15 protein-coding genes are annotated in these 20,755 nt (G+C 71.0%); 4 read left to right on the top strand and 11 right to left on the bottom strand.

The features are described from left to right. Positions 1–34: 34 nt before the first annotated feature. Positions 35–877: a class I SAM-dependent methyltransferase gene (locus FK256_RS01765; protein WP_141423465.1), complete on the top strand. Its 843-nt coding sequence runs from the start codon at positions 35–37 to the stop codon at positions 875–877. Positions 878–1,075: 198 nt separating this feature from the next. Here FK256_RS01765 and FK256_RS01760 read toward each other — a convergent pair whose 3' ends face one another. Further along, the gene (locus FK256_RS01760; RefSeq protein ID WP_141423464.1) at positions 1,076–2,089 is read right to left on the bottom strand and encodes a TIGR01777 family oxidoreductase; all 1,014 of its coding nucleotides are present in this window, start codon (positions 2,087–2,089) and stop codon (positions 1,076–1,078) included. 168 nt (positions 2,090–2,257) lie between these two features. Here FK256_RS01760 and FK256_RS01755 point away from each other — a divergent pair, with 168 nt between their 5' ends. Next, the gene (locus tag FK256_RS01755) at positions 2,258–3,271 is read left to right on the top strand and encodes a hypothetical protein (protein ID WP_141423463.1); all 1,014 of its coding nucleotides are present in this window, start codon (positions 2,258–2,260) and stop codon (positions 3,269–3,271) included. Between the two features lie 115 nt (positions 3,272–3,386). Here the strand turns inward: FK256_RS01755 and FK256_RS01750 are convergent, their stop codons facing one another. Together FK256_RS01750 and FK256_RS01745 are read right to left on the bottom strand one after the other, a co-directional pair. Beyond that, entirely contained in the window at positions 3,387–4,127 is a 741-nt protein-coding gene (locus tag FK256_RS01750) for a CDP-alcohol phosphatidyltransferase family protein (RefSeq protein ID WP_009234769.1), read from the bottom strand. Between the two features lie 218 nt (positions 4,128–4,345). Beyond that, positions 4,346–8,485, bottom strand: a complete 4,140-nt coding sequence (locus FK256_RS01745) for a WD40 domain-containing protein (protein ID WP_141423462.1) — start codon at positions 8,483–8,485, stop codon at positions 4,346–4,348. Positions 8,486–8,974: 489 nt separating this feature from the next. Here FK256_RS01745 and FK256_RS14230 point away from each other — a divergent pair, with 489 nt between their 5' ends. Then, on the top strand, positions 8,975–9,148 hold the full coding sequence (locus tag FK256_RS14230; protein ID WP_170197887.1) for a hypothetical protein: 174 nt from the start codon (positions 8,975–8,977) through the stop codon (positions 9,146–9,148). Between the two features lie 64 nt (positions 9,149–9,212). Here the strand turns inward: FK256_RS14230 and FK256_RS01740 are convergent, their stop codons facing one another. Both FK256_RS01740 and purL read right to left on the bottom strand, forming a co-directional pair. Further along, positions 9,213–9,605 carry a VOC family protein gene (locus FK256_RS01740; protein ID WP_021606851.1) on the bottom strand — a complete coding sequence of 131 codons (393 nt, stop codon included), beginning with the start codon at positions 9,603–9,605 and terminating at the stop codon, positions 9,213–9,215. 145 nt (positions 9,606–9,750) lie between these two features. Then, positions 9,751–12,111 (bottom strand): phosphoribosylformylglycinamidine synthase subunit PurL, encoded by a 2,361-nt coding sequence (gene purL, locus FK256_RS01735; protein ID WP_141423461.1) that lies wholly within the window; start codon positions 12,109–12,111, stop codon positions 9,751–9,753. Between the two features lie 211 nt (positions 12,112–12,322). Between purL and FK256_RS01730 the strand changes: the two genes are divergently transcribed. Next, complete coding sequence (locus FK256_RS01730; RefSeq protein WP_141423460.1) at positions 12,323–13,735, top strand: glycosyltransferase; 1,413 nt, start codon at positions 12,323–12,325, stop codon at positions 13,733–13,735. Positions 13,736–14,349: 614 nt separating this feature from the next. Here FK256_RS01730 and purQ read toward each other — a convergent pair. The 6 genes from purQ to purD form a co-directional block, all read right to left on the bottom strand. Beyond that, positions 14,350–15,072 carry a phosphoribosylformylglycinamidine synthase subunit PurQ gene (purQ, locus tag FK256_RS01725; RefSeq protein ID WP_141423459.1) on the bottom strand — a complete coding sequence of 241 codons (723 nt, stop codon included), beginning with the start codon at positions 15,070–15,072 and terminating at the stop codon, positions 14,350–14,352. A gap of 3 nt (positions 15,073–15,075) precedes the next feature. Continuing rightward, positions 15,076–15,330 carry a phosphoribosylformylglycinamidine synthase subunit PurS gene (locus FK256_RS01720; protein WP_021606846.1) on the bottom strand — a complete coding sequence of 85 codons (255 nt, stop codon included), beginning with the start codon at positions 15,328–15,330 and terminating at the stop codon, positions 15,076–15,078. Positions 15,331–15,451: 121 nt separating this feature from the next. Beyond that, positions 15,452–17,356 carry a hypothetical protein gene (locus FK256_RS14225; protein ID WP_170197886.1) on the bottom strand — a complete coding sequence of 635 codons (1,905 nt, stop codon included), beginning with the start codon at positions 17,354–17,356 and terminating at the stop codon, positions 15,452–15,454. Beyond that, positions 17,353–18,057, bottom strand: a complete 705-nt coding sequence (locus FK256_RS01710) for a hypothetical protein (RefSeq protein WP_141423458.1) — start codon at positions 18,055–18,057, stop codon at positions 17,353–17,355. The genes FK256_RS14225 and FK256_RS01710 overlap by 4 nt, the downstream gene beginning before the upstream one ends. Continuing rightward, positions 18,054–19,004 (bottom strand): phosphoribosylaminoimidazolesuccinocarboxamide synthase, encoded by a 951-nt coding sequence (locus tag FK256_RS01705; RefSeq protein WP_141423457.1) that lies wholly within the window; start codon positions 19,002–19,004, stop codon positions 18,054–18,056. Before FK256_RS01705 ends, FK256_RS01710 begins: the two co-directional genes overlap by 4 nt. A 435-nt stretch (positions 19,005–19,439) precedes the next feature. Continuing rightward, the gene (purD, locus tag FK256_RS01700) at positions 19,440–20,720 is read right to left on the bottom strand and encodes a phosphoribosylamine--glycine ligase (protein WP_141423456.1); all 1,281 of its coding nucleotides are present in this window, start codon (positions 20,718–20,720) and stop codon (positions 19,440–19,442) included. Positions 20,721–20,755: the final 35 nt, after the last annotated feature.

Raw genomic sequence — 20,755 nt, 5'->3', positions numbered from 1 at the left:
GCAGTCGAGGTCACAGTTCTTGGATGATCCTGTTATGAACGGTGAACAGTATTCGGACACCTCCGGCGGCTCAGCCGGAGCGGCCCGCTACACCCATGGCCACGGGGCGGCGGTCCTCAGCGCGCACTCACGTCGTGGCGCCGAGGACTCGGCCGCCTACCTCCTGGGCCGCCTGCACGCCGGGATGGATCTGCTCGACGTCGGCTGCGGGCCTGCGACCATCACCGCGGACCTGGCCGCCCGAGTGGCTCCCGGACGCGTCGTCGGCCTGGATGCCGCCTCTGGCGCACTGAAGGCGGCCCGAGCGACGCTGGCCGAGCGGGACCTGTCCGCGAGGGTGGAGCTCACCGACGGGGATGTCATGTCTCTGCCCTTCGACGACGGTACCTTCGATGTCGCCCACGCCCACCAGGTCCTCCAGCACCTCAGCGACCCGGTGGGCGCCCTGACCGAGATGCGACGGGTCACCCGCCCCGGTGGGATCGTCGCGGTGCGCGACGCCGTCTACTCCGCTATGACCTGGTTCCCGGAGTCCGAGGGCATGAGGCTGTGGCGCTCGGTCTACATGGCCACGGCTCGAGCCAACGGGGGCGAGCCCGACGCCGGGAGCCGGCTACTCGCCTGGGCCCGCCAGGCGGGCTTCACGGACGTGAGAGCCTCGGCCTCCACCTGGTGCTACGCCACGCCGGCCGACCGCGCCTGGCAGTCGGAGACCTGGGCGCAGCGGAGCCTGACCTCCTTCGGGCCGCGCGCCGTCGAGCTGGGGCTGGCCAGCAGCACCGACCTGGAGACGATGGCCCGGGCCTGGCGACAGTGGGGCGGCAGCGAGGACGCCTGGTTCGTCGTCGTGCACGGCGAGGTCATTGCCCGTGCCTGACGGCGGACGCACGAGATCGGCCGGCACCGTGAGTCTTCGTGCCGGCCGGTGAGGAGGGTGGCTCCGGCATCGGGCCCCGTCGGGGCTAGGACCATCGCGCCCTGACGGCCGCTAGGCCGCCACCCCACGCCCCATCGGCAGATGAGGCAGCCAACACCGCGCTATCCACATCATGGTCGCCGCGGCACCGGGGCGGGATCAGGCGCCGAGTCCCCAGATCGAGGCCGCGCCCGGCGCAGTGAAGCGGAAGCCGGAGGCGAGCAGCGTCTGGGGGACCGCACGCTGGGAGGCACCGAGCAGCTCGGCAAGCATGCTGCCGATGCCTCCGGTACCGCCGGCCGCCCCGCCCCTCCCCGCCCAGTCCAGCAGGGCCTGGGGCACCACCGCTATCGAGGGCGGGCCGCAGGCGCGGGACAGTAGCCGGTGGAGGTCGCGGTTGCGCAGAGGCTCGGGCGCGGTTAGGTTGACCGGCCCTCGGATGTCGTCGTGCTCGATGGCCCATAGGAGGCCGGCCGCGGCATCCTCCAGTCCGATCCACGGCTGCCACTGGTCGCCACGGCCGAGCCGGGCCCCCGCCCCCACCCGGTAGGCGGCGCCGAGGAGCCTGCCCAGCCCGCCCGAGGAGCTGACCACCAGGCCCGTGCGGGACTGGACCGTGCGCAGCCCGGCCCGCGCCGCCGGGCCCGCAGCGGCCTCCCAACGCAGGCACAGCTCGGACAGGAACCCCTCACCCGGGCCGCACGCCTCGGTGAGGATCTCATCGCCCCGATCCCCGTAGAAGCCGGTGGCCGACCCACTCAGCAGGACCCCGGGCCGCCCCGCCGGGGGCAGGCTCGCGGCGACCTGGGCGATGAGGGCGGTGGTGGACAGGCGCGAGGCCGCCAGCGCGCGACGGCGCGCCGGTGTCCAGGGGCGCGGCGCGATCGGGGCGCCTGACAGGCACACCACGGCTCTGGCCCCCTCCAGGGCGCCGGGCGCCAGGATGCGCTCGGCGGGGGCCCACCAGGCGTGCTCCCTACCGGAGGCATCAATCTCGATGTCCTCCCGCGATGCCTCGCCCGGTCCGCTGCGGTGGAGGATCCGGATCCTCCAGCCACTGTCCCGGGCCATATCCGCCAGGCGGGATCCGATGAGGCCCGCGCCGGCCACGACGAGCAGCCCCGGGCCGCTGCGGCGGCCGGGCGGTGCTGAGGGGATCTCGTGAGTGCCCATTGACCCCACCCTAGGCCCTCGGCCGCCCCTTGGGCCCGCCCGGCCTCGTCTGCGCCCCTGGCGCCAGCGCCGGGGGCAGGAGGAAAGACCCTGCCCCTGGGTGAGGAGTGAGCCGCGTCAGGCCGTAGAATGCGCAAGATTCGCGCCCACTCCTTTAGGCTCGCCTCAATGCTCGAACACGCCCCCGCCTCCCGCTCCTCCGTGATGGACCTGCTGGCTCTGCGCTCCGTCATCGAGCTTCCCATAGCCCAACGCCATGTCCTAGACCCCGAGATCCTGCGAACGGTGGCCGCCGTCGATCGAGTCGGCGACCTGACACGTTTCAACGTCGCAGAGGTCCCCGAGCTCGCCCGCGTCTCCGAACTCGAGGAGCTCCTGACGCCCGATGAGCATGGATGGGCACTGGGGCACGCGCTGTCGCTGGCCGTTGAGCACGGGCAGCGCCTGTGGCTGAGCGAGGTGACCCCGGAGCAGCTGGAGCGGCTGCGGACGGTTCTGGGCGAGACGCTCGTCCACATCGCTTCGCTGGACGAGGCCGCGGGGGCGGAGGGGGCCAGAGGAGACGATCTCGCCGACGAGTCCGCCCCAGCGGGTGAGCGCGCCGTCGTCGCCGTGAGCCCGCGACGCCTGCTGGACGGGTGGGCCACCGGGACGCCTGAGCAGATCGGCTACCTGCGCACCGTCCTGGAGGGCACGGACCCGCTGCGGGTCTCGCGGCACACCCTGGCCGCCCTGCACGAGGCGGAGGTAGACCTGGTGCCGCGCTCCGGTATCGTCCGGCTCCTGCACAACCCGCGCTTCCTCGCCTACGCGGCCGTGTTCATCTACTCCTCACTGCGGGCGCTGCCGGCCGTCTACGCCCCCGGCTTCCGCGGAAACCTCTGGGTGCTGTGGACCATCGACATCGTCACCGCCGGACCCTACGCATGGGGCATCATCGCAATGGTCGCGGGCCGGCGCCGCCGCATCCGCTTTGCCGGCTTCCTCGTCACCCTCATCACCTTCGTGTTGCCTTACGTGTACTTCTTCTTCGCGGGCAGCCACGGCGACGGCAACCACTACCCCGGCTGGGTCATCATGGTGGTCATCGGCCTGGTACTGGCCACCTTCCTGCTCGAGGGCGGGCACTGGCTGCGGGACGTGGCCGTGGCCAGGGGCCTGCGCGCCTCCCGGATCAACTGAGGACCGCGCTGCCCGCGGATACAACGAAGCGGCCACCCGCCTGATGGTCAAGTGGCCGCTGTGCGGATTGTTGCCGACCGGTGAGCCTTTGCCACCAGGAGGCGCAACCGGACGGCTATGCGGTCGGCGCCGTGGCCGACTCCGCACCGCGGATCGATCGCAGGAGCCCGGCAAGCAGGAACCACCCGCCGGAAACGATGACAACGGCGACCAGGCCGAGGGGCCGGTGGGGGTGGATCGCCACGAGCCAGCAGGTGGCCAGGAACCACACCGCCACCGCGCCAATATTGAGGGCGCGGAAGCGCTTGACTCGCGCCGGGTGCGCGTAGTGGGTGGGGACGAGGGTGAGCACCACGAAGATGAGGGTGACGACGATGTTGAAAACCGCCGGCGTGCTCAGGACGTAGAACATGAGGGCCACGATGTTCCAGGCCGCCGGGAAGCCCACGAAGTAGTAGTCGGTGGACTTCCACTGCTTGTTGGCGTAGCAGAACATCGACGAGCTCAGGATGAGTGCCATGAGCAGGCCCGCCACCGGCCTGGGCCCCATCGGCAGGGCCACGTACATGAAGACCGCCGGGATAAAAGTCCAGGTGAGGTAGTCGACGACGATGTCCACGATACCGCCGTCGAACCAGGGGATGATCTCAGAGACCTTGGCGCGCCGGGCCAAAGTTCCGTCCACGCCGTCGACGACGAGGGCGACGAGGAGCCAGAACCACATCCAGGTGAACTCCCTGCGGGGGTTGATGGTGGCCAACATGGCCAGGCTGGCCCACACCAGTCCCGACATGGTCAAGATGTGTACTGCCCAGGCGGCGACACGGGCCCGTGCCGGGTACTGCGCCGTCGACACAAACGTCCCCTCTCAGTGGATGAACTGACGACGGGAAGTCTATGCGGTTCACAGCCCGATCACATATTCGCACGGGTCGTTCTCCCCATAAACGCGCATGAGCCTCCGAGCGCCCCAATTTGGGCACGTCATCGCCCCTGAAACAGTGTGTCCCCGCACCTGTTGGTACGGGGACACACCGGGCCGCTACGCGCCCGCGGGCGCTCACAGGAGATGACTCACATGCTCACGTGACGGAAGTCGAAGGGGTAGATCCCCATGGGGTTCCAGTGGGCGACGAGCCGTGCTCCGGTGGCCGCGCCGTGGGCCCACAGCTCACTGGCGATGACGACGCCGCCACCCTCCAGCTCGCTCAGGGCCAGGCGGTGGTGGCCATCGATATAGTCATCGGCCTGCTCCACCGGGTAGAGGGCCAGGTCGGAGGCGGGGAAGGAAAGACCGGCCAGCTGCTCGTCGAGGCCGGCCAGGTCGTGTCCGGCAATCCCGTAGCGGCTCGCCAGCTCGTTGACGTCACGGCGAGCGATGGCGGCGACGAACTCCTGGACCTCGGTGTAGATCCGACGGCGCAGTTCCTCGTCCCCCCAGGGGGCCGGGGCCGGTTCCTCGTCGGGTGCCTCTTCGGAGTCGCGCTCGGCGGAGTCGTCGACCGCCTCGCCGGGCTGCTCGGTGGGCTCGGAGTCCACAACGGGATCGGAGTGCTCCACGGCGGGCTGCTCGGCGGAAGCGCCCTGGGCGGCACTGTCCTCGGGGGAGTCCTCGGGCGTCGAGTTGGTCGGCGCGGAGACGGGCTCGGAAGCGGAGGCGCCCTGAGCCTCCGCAGAGAGCGGATCGGCCATGTGAACCGTCTCCGCCGTGTCCTGCTCGTCCGTGGCGGGCGGCACCGCGCCCTCAACGGAAGCGGCGTACCAGGGGATCTCCGCCTTCGCAGGCTCAGCGGGCTCTCCGGAGGGAGGCGTGTCCGTCTGCTGGCCGTCGTGGCCCGTAGCGTCCACCGGGGTCCGCGCGGAGACCGCCACATGCTCCCAGGCCTCGCCGGAGGCGGCCATCGGCTGCTGCTCGGGGGCATCGGCCCGGGCCGGTTCGGGCCCCTCGGGATGAGCGACGGTCTCACCGGTGGGTGCGGCCACGGGCTCACCACCGGCGTGCTCGACGGCGGGGACCACCACCGGCTCGTACGCCGACTCGGCCGTCCCGGAGGACTGCGCCGCCCGGGGCGGTGAGGCCAGAGCGGAGACAGCATCGACGCCTCCCTCGGGAGTCGTCTCAGTGGCCGCCTCACCAGTTCGTTCGACAGCTGCTCCGGCGCCCGGATCGGCCGGGGTCTGGGAGGTGTCGGCCACGTGTCGGGCTCTTGATGCGTTGGCCGAGTTCGTCCGATCGCCCGGAACAGCGGGCGTCTCGATGACGCTCTCGGGTTCCTGGGCGGGGCGCTCGTCCGCAGCAGGGCTGTGCGCCGATGCCTCCTCGGTCTGCTTCTGCTGGACGTCCTCGGGCTCCTGGGCAGGACGCTCCTCCACGGCGGGTGCTGTGACGGGAGCAGCGGCTCCCTCGGCCGTCGACGGCGTCGAGACGGCCGGCGCAGTCACCTCGCCATCCACGAGACTCTGATCAACGGGGAAGGGCTGGACGAGAAGGGTCTCCCCCGTCGGGGCGGCGACCGGCTCGGTCTCGGTCGGCACGGCGCCGTTGTTCTCCGGGGCGGGTGTCACCGGCTGCCCGGAGGTCGAGGCGGTCTCGGCCGGCGTGCCGGCGGTAGCGGCCGCGTGCCGGGCCTGGCGGGCGGCCGCGGACTCCCCCGTCTCAGGGGCGGAGACAGGGGTGACGATCTCGACCTCGGCGGCGTACTCCTCCGTCTCGGTCATCTTCGTCACGGACTCCGCAATGGTCTCGGCAGCGGATTCATCTTCGGTCTCATCAGGAGCGCCCTGAGAACTCTCAGGGGTGGCCACCGGAGCCCCCTGCGCCTCAGCCGGCACGTTCTCCTCCACCGCGGCAGCGGGCTGAGCGGAGTCGGCGGTGGTCTGCGCAGGCCTGGTTCCGACTGCCGAGTCGGCCGACGCGGCAGGAGCCGACGGGGCCGATGCGCCGGAAGGGGCCGGCACCTCCTGCCGTTCGGGGGATTCGGGGGATACCTGCTCCGAGGCCCCTGCCGGTTCTGCCGGCTCAGTGACCTCAACCGGTTCGGCAGGTCCAGCAGCCTCGGCAGCCTCGGCGACCTCGGGCGCCTGGGGCGGCTCGGAGGGCTCTTCCGCGGCCGGGCTCTCGTCTACCTGAACGTCCTGTGCGGGCTGCGCGGCGACGTCGCGCACTGGATCGGGATCGATGTACTGGCGCCGTTCCACGCCCACCCGGGTGAGCTGGCCCGCAAGGATCTCCGGGCGGCCGAGGTAGTCCCAGACCTCGCCGGGACCCGAGCGCAGGCTCAGGGACGGGGCGTCGAGGACGGCCACCCCGCCGTCGGGCAAGAAGCACAGGAACAGGCCGGTCATCTCACCGGTGGCGGCGTCCCACAGGCGCGCGGTGCCGTCCTCGGAACCGGTGAGGATCCGGGTGCCGTCGGGGCTCCACTGGGCGTCGGTGACGCCGAAGCGGTGACCGGCCAGGGACAGGACGATCTTGCCGGAGACCTCGTCCCACACGCGCACGACGCCGTCGTCGAAGCCGGCCAAGACCCGGGTGCCGTCGGGGCTCCAGGCGTAGGAGCGGACCATGGCGCCCTCGTCGCGCAACGTCACGAGCTCGCCGGAGGTGATGACGTCCCAGACGTGGGCGGCGCCATCGGCGCTGCCGGTGACGACCCGGGGGCCGCCCTGGGTCCACACGACGTCGCGCACCCAGTTGCCGGTGTAGGTGTGGATGACCTCCCCGGTGGTGGCGTCCCAGATGCGGGCGGTCCCGTCCTGGGAGCCGGTCAGGACGCGCTGGCCGTTGGGGCTCCAGGCCACCGAGGTGATCATGTCGCGGTGGCCCTCGAGGGTGAGGATGCGCTCGCCGCGGGCGGCATTCCAGATCGCGGCGCGGTCGTCACCCAGGCCGGTGAGGATGCGCTCGCCGTCCGGGCTCCAGGAGACATCGTTGACGTCGTCTTCATCGGCAGTCAGGGCCTGGACGACTTCGCCGGTGGTGGCGTCGAGGATGAGGACGCGCGGCGAGAGGTAGGAAGAAGTGGCCAGGCGGGTGCCGTCCGGGCTCCAGACGACCTCGCTCAGCTCGCGGGCCCCGCTGTCCACCATCAGCCGCGGTTCGCCGGTGGCGGCGTCCCAGACGCGATTGCCGCCGATCTTGGCGCCGATGGTCAGCTTCGATCCGTCGGGGCTCCAGGAGACTGTCTCAACGGAGTTGCCGGCCCCCAGGACCAGCTGGGTCTGGCCGGTGGCGGCGTCCCAGATGCGCACGGTGTCGTCGTGCGAGCCAGTGGCCACACGGCGCGAGTCCGGGCTCCAGGCCAGGGAGCAAGCCCACTGGGTGTGGCCGCGCAGGCTGAACAGCTCCTCGCCGGTGGCGGCGTCCCAGATGTGGGCGGTGGTGCCGGAGATGTCGTCGGTGACGATGCGGCCGCCGTCGGGGCTCCAGGAGACCACGCTCACCCAGCGGCGCTCGCGGCCGTGGAGACTGAGGACCTCCTCGCCGGTGGCGGCGTCCCAGATCCGGGGCTCGGCGGAGTCGAAGGCGGTGATGATGCGGCGGGAGTCAGGACTCCATGACAGCCCGGTCATCGGCTCGATCGGACCGAGGCGGGTCGGCCTGCCGTCGGGCCCCACCGTGCCGCCGCGCCCCACGAAGGCCATGGGGCCCACGCGCAGCAGCTCGGTGCCGGTAGTGACGTCCCAGACGCGGGCGGTGCCGTCGTCGGAGGCGGTGGCCACACGGGTACCGTCCGGGCTCCAGGCGACGGCGGTGAGGTGGTCCGTGTGGCCGGACAGGGTACGCACCACCTGGCCGCTGGATGCGTCCCAGATGCGGGCCGAGGCGTCGTCGAAGCTGGTGAGGATACGAGCGGAGTCGGGGCTCCAGGCCACCGCCCCGCCGACACCGGAGCCGCCGACGCCCAGGGTGAGCAGGTCGGCACCGGTGGTCGCGTCCCAGATGCGCACGCTGTGATCCTCCGCCGCAGTGAGGAGGCGCGTGCCATCGGGACTCCAGGCCACCGCGCTGATGGACAAGCTGGGACCGGCGAGCGCGAACAGCTCGATACCGCTGTTGGCATCCCAGACGCGGGCAGTGCCGTCATGCGATCCGGACAGGAGCCGTGTCCCGTCCGGACTCCAGGCCACGCCCCACAGCGCGTCGAAGTGGCCGGCATACAGTGACACCTCGCGAGGGTCGATCGTCCCCGAGGTCTCTGAAGGCACAGTCATGGTTGAAGTCTAGAGATCCCTACACGGTATCGGTGGCATCTTCGGCCGATTGCGAGCAGTTACCTGAGTGATATCTGGCAAATCCGGGGAAGAGAGGGCGCCACGCCGGGCGCGCGACACGCGGTGGCGGCCTCTTCCGCGTCACTGCGAGCCAGTTGGGCGGGCGGGCCCGGAGCCGGAGCGGCCGACGGGCCTGAGCACGTCGGCCATTCCGATATCTTCCCGAAACATCCGGATATTTCATGGCGGCTGTCGCCGGGGTCGACGGCGGGAGGCGGGAGGAGTCAGCCGGCACCATGTCAGACCAGCCCTGGCCAGCCCTGGCCAGCCCTGACCGCCAGTGCCCGGTACTGGCCGGTACTGGCCGAACTGCCTCCAACTTGGGTAGGAGGCCCACCACGACCCGCCCTCCTTCGGATGGATATGGACCGATGGGGAATCATTCGACGGCTCGATGTGCTTTCGCCCACGATCGCGCAGGCTGGAGTCATGACTGCGATAACGACCTCCCGCCCCACGAACCAGGAGCTCGCCCCCACCGGCGAGAGCCCCGGGCGCCACTGGTTCAAGACCGTTCTAACAGCACTCCTCGCCGGGGTCCTCTGCCTGGTGCTCATCGGCGTCACGCGCACCGCGTCCGCGCTGATCACCGGTAAGAACTAACTGAGCCGCCCGGCCGCTCCGCCACTCCACCGACGATGGCATCGAGAGCGCGGGTCGGGAGAGTTCAGGCGCCGGCGCCGTGGAAGACGGCCTCGAGATTGTTGCCGTCGGGGTCGAGCACGAAGGCGCCGTAGTAGCCGGGGTGGTAGTGCGCTCGTTCGCCGGGTCCTCCATTGTCCTTGCCCCCCGCTGCGAGGGCCGCCTCGTGGAAGGCGTCCACCTGCGCCGTCGACGACGCCGCCACAGCAATATGGCAGGGCGTCGGGCTCTTGGTCGGAGACAGCCATAGATCCGGGGACGCCGGAGCGCCCTCCGGAGCCCCGGGCACGGGGGCTCCCAACCCGGTGACGGGCCCGAACTCCATGACGACGCGGTAGCCCAGAGGCGCGAGCGCCGCCTCGTAGAAGGCCTTCGAAGCCGCCGGATCGCTGACATTCACAGAAATGTGATCGATCATGCACCCAGGCTAACGGAGCACATCCGGGACGCGTAAGACCCGATCGAGAAACTCTAACGGCATCATCGACGGCGCAAGCACCACCTGACCCCGCCGTAAGGTTGCACGAAGAATGCCCGGCTCGGTGCGACGTGACGGGGAGGACTCAGAACAGGGCCGGCAAGACGCCCTCGACGTCGGCCCCGAGCCCGGCCAGGTCCAGGACGAGGGGACGCCCGGCGCCGCCGTCGGAGAGCAGGTCGCTGCCGGCCACGACGAGCAGGTCGCCGCCGGTGGTCCCCAGCCGGGCCACGGCGACGTCCTCGGCCTCGGCGGCCGCGGTCACGGCGGGCACGAGTTCCTCGCGCACGGCGACGATCGCGCGGGCCCCGGTCTCAGAGAACAGAGCGGTGAAGTCGTCCACGCCCTCCTCCTGGATGCTGGTCAGGTCCACGCTGGCGCCGACGCCGCAGCGCAGGCAGGAGTCCACGAGGGTTTGGATGAGGCCGCCGGCGGAGCAGTCGTGGGCGGCGCGCACCAGCGGCTCGCCGCCGGGCCCCTCCGCATCGCTCAGGGCCAACAGGACCCGCCCGAGCGCCATCTCCGCCTCGAGGTCGACGCGCGGGGGCAGCCCGCCGAGGTGGTCGTGGACCACTCGGGACCAGGCCGAGCCGTCGAGCTCAGCGGCGGTGGCGCCCAGGGCCATGATGGCCAGGCCCTCCTCGTGCCAGCCCGAGGGGTTGGCACGGCGCACATCGTCCATGACTCCCAGGACGCCGACGACGGGCGTGGGGTTGATCGAGGAGTCGATCTGTCCCTTGACCTTGCCGTGGGAGTTGTAGAGGGAGACGTTACCGCCGGTGACCGGCACGCCCATGACGGTGCAGGCGTCGGCCAGGCCGGTAATGGCCTCGACGAGCTGCCACATGGCGTCGGGGTCCTCCGGCGAGCCAAAGTTGAGGCAGTCGGTGACGGCCAGGGGCCGGGCGCCCACGGTGCACACGTTGCGGTAGGACTCGGCCAGGGCCTGGGCGGCGCCGGTGGCGGGGTCGAGCTTGGTGAAGCGGCCGTTGGCGTCGGTGGCGATGGCCACGCCGCGGCCGGTGACCTCGTCGACGCGGATGACGCCGGCGTCGTCGGGCTGGCACAGGGCGGTGTCGCCGCGCACGAACCGGTCGTACTGGTTGGTGACCCAAGCGGTGGAGGCCTGGTTGGGGCTGGTCACGACGGCGCGCACCTGCTGGTCGAGCTCGGCGGCGCTACCGGGGCGGGCCAGGCGCTCGGTGGTGTCGGCGTTGAGCTCGTCCTGCCAGGCGGGGCGGGCGTAGGGGCGCTCGTAGGTGGGGCCCTCGTGGGCCACGGTGCGCGGGTCGACGTCGACGATCCGCTCCCCGAAGTGGTCGATGGTCAGGCGGCCCGAGCCGTTGACCTCGCCGATGACGGCGGCCTCGACGTCCCACTTGTCGATAACGGCCATGAACTCCTCGAGCTTGTCGGGCGCGACGACGGCCATCATGCGCTCCTGGGACTCGCTCATGAGGATCTCGCCGGCGGTCAGGGTGGGGTCGCGCAGCAGCACCTTCTCCAGGTCAACGTGCATGCCGCCGTCGCCGTTGGAGGCCAGCTCGGAGGTCGCGCAGGAGATGCCGGCAGCACCCAGGTCCTGGATGCCGAGCACGAGCCCGGCGCCGAACAGGTCCAGGCAGCACTCGATGAGGACCTTCTCCATGAAGGGGTCTCCCACCTGGACGCTGGGGCGCTTGGCAGGCATGCCGTCCTCGAAGGACTCGGACGCCAGGATGGAGGCCCCGCCGATCCCGTCACCGCCGGTGCGCGCCCCGAAGAGCACCACCTTGTTGCCGGCGCCCGTGGCGTTGGCCAGGTGGATGTCCTCGTGGCGCAGCACGCCCACGCACAGGGCGTTGACCAGCGGGTTCTCCTGGTAGGAGGAGTCGAACTCGGTCTCGCCGCCGATGTTGGGCAGGCCCAAGGAATTGCCGTAGGTGCCCACGCCGGCCACCACGCCGTGGACGACGCGCGCGGTGTCGGGGTGGTCGACGGCGCCGAAGCGCAGCTGGTCCATGACGGCCACGGGCCGCGCCCCCATGGAGATGATGTCGCGCACAATGCCGCCCACGCCGGTGGCGGCCCCCTGATAGGGCTCGACGTAGCTGGGGTGGTTGTGGGACTCGACCTTGTAGGTCACGGCCCAGCCGTCGCCGATGTCGACGACGCCGGCGTTCTCGCCCATGCCGACCAGAAGGTGCTCGCGCATCTCGGGGGTGGTCTTGGCGCCGAACTGGCGCAGGTGGACCTTGGAGGACTTGTAGGAGCAGTGCTCGGACCACATGACCGAGTACATGGCCAGCTCGGCGTTGGTGGGGCGCCGCCCCAGCAGCTCGCGGATGGACTCGTACTCGTCGGCCTTGAGCCCCAGCTCCTTCCAGGGCATCTCCCGCTCAGGGGTCGCGGCTGCGTCGGCGACGGTGTCGGGGTGGGTGGCTGGGATCACGGACTCGGGCGCCATGGGTGCTCCTGGTCGAAGAGGGAGTGCGGCCGGGCCAAGCCTACCCGCGCCCCGCGGTGCCTCACATCACCGCCCGGCCGGGTTCGCCCCGGCCTATGTCCTGTCCGAAGCTCCCCGGAATCCGGCCGAGAAACATGGCGAAACAGCAACGAGACGCCACGCCCACTTCCAAAGTGCTGCGACTCACACGAATTCGGGGGAAGATCGTGGCATGAGAGACATCGACGTCGCCCCGCTGCCCCTGTCGCATCTGGAGAGTCACCTGGACGAGGTAGCCGTCAAACGGTTGCAAACAAGTCTCGCGGGAGCCGAGGCCCTGTTGGAGGGACGCACCGTGTGGACGGTGACTCCGTCAGCCGCCGCCGGCTCGGGGCCGGCTGAGACGGTTGCGCCCCTCGTGGGCTATGCCCTGGGCGCAGGCCTGGACGTGCGCTGGCTGAGCCTGGACGCCCCCGAGGAGTTCACCCAGATCTCCGGCCGTCTACACGCCGGCATCCACGGCGACCGCGGAGACGGCGGCAAGCTCGGGGACAAGCAGCGCGACATTTACGAGCACGTGCTGTCCTCCAATGCGGAGAACATCGTCGATGAGGTCCGCTCCGACGACGTCGTCATCCTCCACGACCCGCCCACGGCAGGCCTGGCCAAGGCCCTCAAGGCCGTGGGCGCCACGGTTATCTGGCGCTGCCACGCCGGCGCCGAGGGCGCAGGCGAGGCCGCCGACTACGCCTGGGCCTTCCTGGACCGCTACCTGGAGGATGTGGACCTCGTGGTCGTCTCCCGGCCCGAGTACCGCCCGCCCTACATCGAGACCGAGCGCTGCGCGGTCCTGGCCCCCTCCATCGACGCCGACTCCCCCAAGAACCGGGTCCTGGACCTGGACGAGGCCTGGTCGGTGGCGCGGCTGTCTGGCATCTTCGCAGGCGAGCCGCCCTTCGAGGCCGTGCCCTTCATGCGCCACGATGGGCGCGCCGACGCCTTGCGCGGCCTGGCGGACGACCCGGTCCTGGCCGGCGGCCCGGTACCGTTGGGTGCCCGAGTTATCACCCAGGTCAACCGCTGGGACCGTCTCAAGGGCGGTCTGGAACTGGTGGAGGCCTTCGCGGAGAACATCTCCCTGCTGCCCCAGGACGCCCACCTCCTGCTGGTCGGCCCCACCCCGGACGGACCCGAGTCGCAGGCGACCCTGACCCAGATCGTGGAGCGCTGCTCGCTTCTGCCCGACTCGGTCGCCTCTCGGATCCACGTGGCAGCGGTAAGCATGGAGGACCGGGAGGTCAACGCCACCGTCGTCAACGCCGTCCAGCGGGTCAGCTCGGTGGTCACCCAGCGCTCGCTCATCGAGGCCTTCGGTCTGACCGTTGCCGAGGCGATGTGGAAGAAGGCCCCGGTGGTGGCCTCCGCGGTGGGCGGTATCCGCGACCAGATTGACGATGGCGTCGACGGGGTCCTGGTCGATCCGGCTGACGGCACCGCCTGGGCCGAGGCCGTGCGCGATCTGCTGCTCTTCCCCGAACGGGCCCGGGAAATGGGACTGGCCGCCCACGAGTCCGTGCGCCGGGAGTTCCTGTCCAACCGTCACCTGCAGGACCTCCTGCAGATCGTGGCCGACTTGGTGGGCTAGTCGCCCTATTCGGAAGGCTGTCGACTGCCCCGCCTGCCCGCCGTTCGACTGCCGGCCGCTCCTCGGGGAGCGGCCGGCGATTCTTTCAGGGGCGGATTCAGGGGACTTCGTCACACCATGAGCGAAGTTATCCACAGGTAGTGTCCACAGGCTTGTGCAGGGGTGTGTGGGTTCCCGAGATGTCGCCACTCCCCTTGTGCACAAGACCCGTTCGAGACCTCCAGCCTCGATGAGCGATGCCGCTGGAGACTTCCCACAAACCCGGCCGGCGACCTTGGGGCATCATCGCTATAGACAGAGTTTTGCCTGAAAATACGGGAAAACTGTCCAATAGGTTGGAGCCTGTCCGCAGACTTCCGCCGTCGGTGAGCCCGGCGGTGGCGGAAGCACATTCTTGATCTCGGCGCAACTCGAACGAGGCCGTCCCCAGGGTACTTCGGGCAGACAGTCGCCCCACCCTCTCCACAGTTCTACACAGGCTCGAAGCGGGGCTGTGGATAACTCGGCGGGCGGGGCGACGTGATGGCGGTCCTTGACGACCATCAGGGTCCGGTGCGGGCAACGACGACTCGGACTCGAGAAGAGGGGCCGGACGATCGGGCGGAGCGGCAGCGTCAGACGGCCAGGAGCGAGTCGATGGCGGAGCCGAAGATCCCCAGGCCGTCGGTGCCGGTCCGGGGACCGGCCTGCGAACCGGGGCCGAATCCGGGCTCGACGGCATGTTCGGGATGGGGCATGAGGCCGACGACGTTGCCGCGCTCGTTGCGCACACCGGCGATGTCGCGGGCCGAACCGTTGGGGTTGCCCACGTAGCGGAAGACGACGAGGCCCTCGCCCTCAAGGCGATCGAGCTCCTCGGGCGAGGCGATGAAGTTGCCCTCCCCGTTCTTCATCGGTACGACGATCTCCTCCCCGGCCGTGAACCGGTTGGTCCAGGCGGTCTGCGCGTTCTCGATGCGCAGGCGCTGCTCGATGCAGATGAAGCGCTGATTCGCGTTGCGCAGGAGGGCGCCGGGCAGCAGATGCGCCTCGGCGAGGATCTGGAAGCCGTTGCAGATGCCGAGCACGGGCATGCCGCGCTCTGCGGCGGCCACGACCTCCTCCATGACAGGGGCGAAGCGGGCAATGGCGCCGCAGCGTAGGTAGTCGCCGTAGGAGAAGCCTCCGGGCACGACAACGGCGTCGACCCCGCGTAGGTCGGCGTCCTTGTGCCACAGGCTCACCGGCTCGGCCCCGGCCAGGCGCACGGCGCGGGCGGCGTCGACGTCGTCGAGGGTGCCGGGGAAGGTGATGACGCCGATGCGAGCAGTGGGAGAGGTACTGGGAGAGTCGCTCACAGCTCAGGCCTCCTCGTCGACGGCCACGGAGACGACGTCCTCGATGATCGGGTTGGACAAAAGGGTGGCTGCGGCCTCGCGGGCGGCGGCCAGGTGTGCCTCGGTGACGGGGCCATCCACGGTCAGCTCGAAGCGGCGGCCCTGGCGTACACCGGTGAACTGGTCGAATCCGAGGCGGGGAAGGCTCCCGACGACAGCCTTGCCCTGGGGGTCAAGGATCTCGGGCTTGGGCATGACCTCGACGACGATGCGTCCCATGGGTGCTCCTCAGATAAGGCGGGATGAGTGCGCAGCCAAGACTACTCGGACTTGGCCGGAAGCATCCCTCTGGCCGGACGGCGCGCAGCCCTGGGGCGGGCCCGGTCGGCTCCCGGCAGGCTCAGACTTGGCCGAGCCATTCGCCGGCCAGACGGATTGCAACGATCCCGCCCAGACTCAGGGCGGCGGTGGCGATGAGCCATTCGGGCCCCAGGATGAGGGCGACGACGGCGCAGACCACGGCACCGGCCAGCATGAAGCCGCCCACTGCTCCGGCCACGCCCGCGGGTGCGCGGGTCGACTGGTCGACGGTGGAGGTGCCCATGACCGGCTTGGGCCCGGACTCCACGGTGGGGGCGGTCTCGTCGCCGCGTTCGGAGGTGCCCAGCAGGAGTGGTCCGCGAGCGCGGGCCACCAGCCGGGCAGGGTCGTTGACTTTGACGGTCCCGGTGGTCAGCCCTGCGGCGGCGTCGAGCACACCGGGCTTCCAGCGCTCGGCCTCACGGCGCAGAGGCGTTCCTCCGGCCCAGGCCAGGTAGCCGGCGGCAGCCACCAGGCCGGCGCCGCCCAGGACGGCGACGAGCCACGGCGGTATCCACAGGTGGCCGATCTCGGCGTTGCGGGCCAGGTTCATGGCCGAGACGGTGGCCAGGAGCAGGCCCACCAGGGCGAAGGCCACGCCGGCCAGTCGCTGCCTGCGCACCGCGGCGGGCCACGGGGAGCGGGTGCGGGCGCCAGAGCTCTTGGCGGGGCCGCGCCCCACGCCCCAATCGGTACCGGAGGAGGGACGACGGGGGCCGCGTCCCTTGGCGGGGCCGCGCCCCACGCCCCAGTCGGTACCGCCTCCCTGTGCCTTGATCTCCTCGGTGTCGAGGGCATTGGTGGCCGCTTCCCAGGCACTGGACTCCGCCAGAATGCCGGGGTCGTCCTCGGATGCGGCTGCGGTGTTGGCGGCGGCTTCGGTGGTGTTGGTAACGGTGCCGGGGGTGCCGCCTGCGCCGGAGGAGGGCCGCGACTGGTACCCGTATCCGGAGGCCGACGGCGCTGCGGCACCGGGGGCGGGAGCGGCGGGCGGTGGTGGCGCGCCTGCCCCAGAGGAGGCGGTGGGCTCGACGGTGGGCTTGCCCTGGGAGATCGTGAAGACGCGGGTGGTCGTGGTCGCCCCCTGGCGGGACGCATTCGAGCCGTCGACGGGAGCGGGGCGCACGACGGGCCGTGGGGAACGACTGTCGTTGACGACGCCCGCCCCGGCCCTGCTCTGCTGACCGGCAGCAGCCGCTGCGGGGCTGTCGGCAGCGGAGCCGACGGCGTCGGGACTCTTGCCGGCAGGCGACGCCGGGGCGTCCGTTTCGGCGGACTCGCCGCGTTCCCCCTGTTCCCCCTGCTTCTCGGAGTCATCGCCAGGGTCGCCAGCGCCGCCGTCCAGTGCCGCGTTCTCGTCGAACGAGTCGCCCCCGGCTTCATCCGCGGCGCCGTCGGCCGTGCCATCCGCAGCGTCATCGACGCTGTCGTCCGCGGTGATGCGCTGGTCGGTCTCAGGAGCGCTCTCAGGAACGTCTTCCGGGGCGCTCGCTGTCTCACCGGGTCCCTGTCCGTCGCCGCGGGTCGAACGCGGGGAGGCGGGAGATCCGGCGGGCGAAGCGGAGTCGGTCCAGCCGCTGCCGTCACCGGCCGCGTCGGCCAGGTCGATGGCGATGGCGGCGTCGACGGCGTCGGCAGTGCCCGAGGCGATGGCCTGGGCGGCGGCCGAGCGCATGTCCTCCTCCGTCATGAGCGCCGCGCTGCCCGCGTCACGGGGGCCGGCGGCGCCGTCGGCCGAGCCCGGGGCGGAGATGGCGGACGCTGCAGAGGCATCCGAGGCCACTGAGCCGGCGGGGGCCGGGTTGTTCCCGGAGCGGACGACCTCGAGCAGCCCGTTGCCGCCGGCCCTGGTGGCGGTAGTCTTCGCGCGCGGGGCCTTCTTGGGCATGATGCCCCAGTTGATGGGGCCCTGCTCGTTGTCGGGACGTCGGTCACGGGGAGTCATGAGATCACCTGTCCCAGGATGGAGGCGAGCCCCAGGGCCACGAGCACGAAGCCGGTGGCGCCGAGCAGGAGCTGGCCGACACGGATAAGGGTCTCGCCGGTGGAGGTTCCGGCCAGGCGCTCGTCGGCCGTGCGCCCGAAGGACGTCGCGGCCAGCGCGGTGGTGACCGGGCCGGAGACCACGTCGAGGGTGGTCAGCTCACGCCGGCCGGTCGACTCGGGCACCAGCACCTTGGTTCCCGGCACGGTGAGCGCCGCCAGCTCGGTTCCGGGCTGAGCCGCCGTAGGGCCTTCGGCCCCCGAGCCCCGCGACGGGGATTGGGGACCTGTGCCGGACTTGGAACTCTTGCCACTCGTGGCATTCGCGGCCTTCTTGGAGGCGGCAGCCTCAGCCTGCCGGCGGGCCCGGGCCGCACGGACCCGGTTGCGTTCCAGACGCAGGCGGGGGGCGTTGACCACCAGGGATCGGGCCGAGACTCGCAGGGAGGCGAGCAGGCCCAGTCCCACGAGGATGAGGGCGGTGCCGCCCAGGATGCGGGAGGTCCCCGTGACGCCCAGGGCGGAGGTGACGGCTGCGGATAGCGCCAGGACGATGGTCAGGACGATCAGGATGACGAGGACGTAGAATCCCGGACCCGGTTTGAAGGCGCGGGCTGCCGTGCCCGTATCGGGAGCGTCCGTCGAGGGCTGGGTCGTGGTCATGACAGCTCCAGGGGGCGACCGGTCAATCGTTCGTAGGCCTCGAGGTAGCGTGCCCGGGTCCGCTCGACGACGTCGTCGGGCAGTACCGGGGGCGCCTGGTCGCCGTCGCGGTCCCAGCCGGAGGCAGGCGAGGTGAGCCAGTCGCGCACGTACTGCTTGTCGAAGGAGGGGGTGACCCGGCCGGGCGTCCAGGCGTCGGCCGGCCAGAATCGGGAGGAGTCGGGGGTGAGGACCTCGTCGCCCAGCACCAGATCGCCGTCCGGGCCGGTGCCGAGCTCGAACTTGGTGTCGGCCAGGATGATGCCGCGCTCGCGGGCGATCTCGGCCGCCCGGGTGTAGAGGGCCAGAGTCGTCTCGCGCAGGGCGGTGGCGGCCTTCTCCCCCACCATCCGGGTGACGTGCTCGAAGGTGACGTTCTCATCGTGCTCGCCGAGCCCGGCCTTGGCGGCGGGGGTGAAGATCGGCTCTGGCAGGCGGGACGCCTCGGTCAGGCCATCGGGCAGGGGCACGCCGCACACGGAGCGGTTCGCCTGGTACTCGGTCAGGCCGGAGCCGGTGAGGTACCCGCGGGCCACGCATTCCACCGGGAACATCTCCAGGCGCCGGCAGATCATGGCCCGTCCGGCCACCTCGGCGGGGACGTCGAGGGAAACGAGGTGGTTCGTGACGACGTCGGCGAGCTGCTCGAACCACCAGGCGCTCAGGGCGGTGAGGACCCTGCCCTTGTCCGGGATCGGGGTGGCGAGGATGTGGTCGTAGGCGCTGATGCGGTCCGAGGCGACCACCAGGAGCACGTCCTGCCCGCTCCAGGGGCCCTCGGCGACAGGGGCGTAGACATCCCGGACCTTGCCGCTGGAGCGGTGCTCCCAGCCTGGAATGGTGGGAGTCTGTGAGGCGGATGCTGAGGCCCCGAGGCTGACGGAGGCGGAGCTCGCGGACTGAGTCATGCCCCCATCCTGCCATCGGCGGGCGCTGCGTGTCCGGTTCCGAGTGGCGGCGTCGTCTGCGTGAGTCGCCACTTCCGACCTCTTCGCGTACCGCGTCATCACGCCAATTCATCCGGGTCGTAGGAGGAGAGGGCCCGGATGGAGGCCGGAGCAAATCCGACCTGTGGGAAGGGAACGATTCGGATGGGAGCCGGTTCTCGCGCAGGCGGGCGGGACGCTGACGTGGCACAACGCCGACGCCAGCGCGCGCCCCGCGCAGCCACCCGAAGCGCTGCGGGTCGGTCTCAGGAAAGAGCAGCGGGTGTGCGCTTGATCTCGGAAGAAGTGCGGGTGATTAGGCGCACTCCGCCCTCGTGACCGTATCTTCCGGCCCGGAAACTGCGGTTTCGGAGCAGAAAGCGAGCCACACCATACGGTCGCGGCGATGTGAAAGGCCTACTCGGTACCGTCGGCGCCTCCGGCGCCGACCGCTTGGGCGATATCGGTGCGGTACTGGGCGCCCTCGAGGCCGATGCGTTTGACGGCTTCGTAGGCGCGCGCTCGCGCGTCCTCCACGGTGGCCCCCATGGCAACGACGGACAGGACGCGCCCGCCGGTGGCTACCAGCTCACCCCGTTCGGTGGTTCCGGTGCCGGCGTGCAGGACGTGGACGTCGTCGAGCTCCTCGGCGGCCTCGATCCCGGTGACGGCACCACCGGTCGTCACGGTTCCGGGATAGCCGGGGGCAGCGATGACGACGTCGACGGCGCACCGCTCGGACCAGACCGGCTCGGGAGCCTCGGCCAGGGCGCCGGTGGCGGCGGCGTGGAGCAGTTCGGGCAGGGAGGAGGTCAAGCGGGCCAGGACGGCCTGGGTCTCCGGATCGCCGAAGCGGACGTTGAACTCCACGACGCGCAGTCCACGGCTGGTCAGGGCCAGGCCGCAGTAGAGCAGGCCGATGAAGCCGGCGCCGCGACGGGCCATCTCGTCGACGACGGGCTGGGCGACTTCGCGCACCACCTGCTCGGTCAGGTCGGCCGGCGCCCAGGGTAGGGGCGAGTAGGCGCCCATACCGCCGGTGTTGGGGCCGGCATCGTCGTTGAGGAGCCGCTTGAAGTCCTGAGCGGGCGCCAGGGGGCGGACGGTGGCGCCGTCGCACACGCAGAACAGGGAGGCCTCGGGGCCGTCGAGGTAATCCTCGACGACGACGCGGCCGCCGCCGCGACTCAGGCAGGCGCGGCCGTGGGCCAGGGCGACGGGGCGCTCGTCGGTGACGACGACACCCTTGCCGGCGGCCAGGCCGTCCTCCTTGACGACGTAGGGGCTGCCGAAGCGGTCCAGGGCGGCGTTCAGCTCGGCCTCGGTGGTACACACGGCGGCCTCGGCGGTGGGGACGCCGGCGGCGGCCATAACTTCCTTGGCGAAGGCCTTCGAACCCTCCAGGCGGGCGGCCTCGGCGCTGGGGCCGAAGCAGGGGATCCCGGCGTCGCGCACAGCATCGGCAACACCCGCCACCAGCGGTGCCTCGGGACCGACGACGACGAGGTCAGCCCTCATCTGCGTAGCGAGGGCGACGACCTCGTCGGGCACGCAGGGGTCGATGTTGAGGTTCGTGGCGATGGCCGCCGTCCCGGGGTTGCCGGGGGCGACGACGAGCTCGGTGGTCTGCGGGTCACGGGCGAGGGCACGGGCCAGGGCGTGCTCACGCGCGCCGGAGCCGAGGAGCAGAATCTTCACGGCCTCAGCCTAGATGATGAAGGCCATAACCACGC

This window comes from Actinomyces johnsonii (genome assembly GCF_006546835.1).
GTDB lineage: Bacteria > Actinomycetota > Actinomycetes > Actinomycetales > Actinomycetaceae > Actinomyces > Actinomyces johnsonii.
The sequence above is the reverse complement of the archived record's forward strand: the minus strand, read 5'-3'. Positions and strand labels throughout refer to the sequence as shown.

Coding starts and splice junctions, on each gene's coding strand:
- FK256_RS01765 (WP_141423465.1), top strand. CDS start 35: ATGAACGGTGAACAGTATTCGGACACCTCCGGCGGCTCAGCCGGAGCG.
- FK256_RS01760 (WP_141423464.1), bottom strand. CDS start 2,089: ATGGGCACTCACGAGATCCCCTCAGCACCGCCCGGCCGCCGCAGCGGC.
- FK256_RS01755 (WP_141423463.1), top strand. CDS start 2,258: ATGCTCGAACACGCCCCCGCCTCCCGCTCCTCCGTGATGGACCTGCTG.
- FK256_RS01745 (WP_141423462.1), bottom strand. CDS start 8,485: ATGACTGTGCCTTCAGAGACCTCGGGGACGATCGACCCTCGCGAGGTG.
- FK256_RS14230 (WP_170197887.1), top strand. CDS start 8,975: ATGACTGCGATAACGACCTCCCGCCCCACGAACCAGGAGCTCGCCCCC.
- FK256_RS01740 (WP_021606851.1), bottom strand. CDS start 9,605: ATGATCGATCACATTTCTGTGAATGTCAGCGATCCGGCGGCTTCGAAG.
- purL (WP_141423461.1), bottom strand. CDS start 12,111: ATGGCGCCCGAGTCCGTGATCCCAGCCACCCACCCCGACACCGTCGCC.
- FK256_RS01730 (WP_141423460.1), top strand. CDS start 12,323: ATGAGAGACATCGACGTCGCCCCGCTGCCCCTGTCGCATCTGGAGAGT.
- FK256_RS01720 (WP_021606846.1), bottom strand. CDS start 15,330: ATGGGACGCATCGTCGTCGAGGTCATGCCCAAGCCCGAGATCCTTGAC.
- FK256_RS14225 (WP_170197886.1), bottom strand. CDS start 17,356: ATGACTCCCCGTGACCGACGTCCCGACAACGAGCAGGGCCCCATCAAC.
- FK256_RS01710 (WP_141423458.1), bottom strand. CDS start 18,057: ATGACCACGACCCAGCCCTCGACGGACGCTCCCGATACGGGCACGGCA.
- FK256_RS01705 (WP_141423457.1), bottom strand. CDS start 19,004: ATGACTCAGTCCGCGAGCTCCGCCTCCGTCAGCCTCGGGGCCTCAGCA.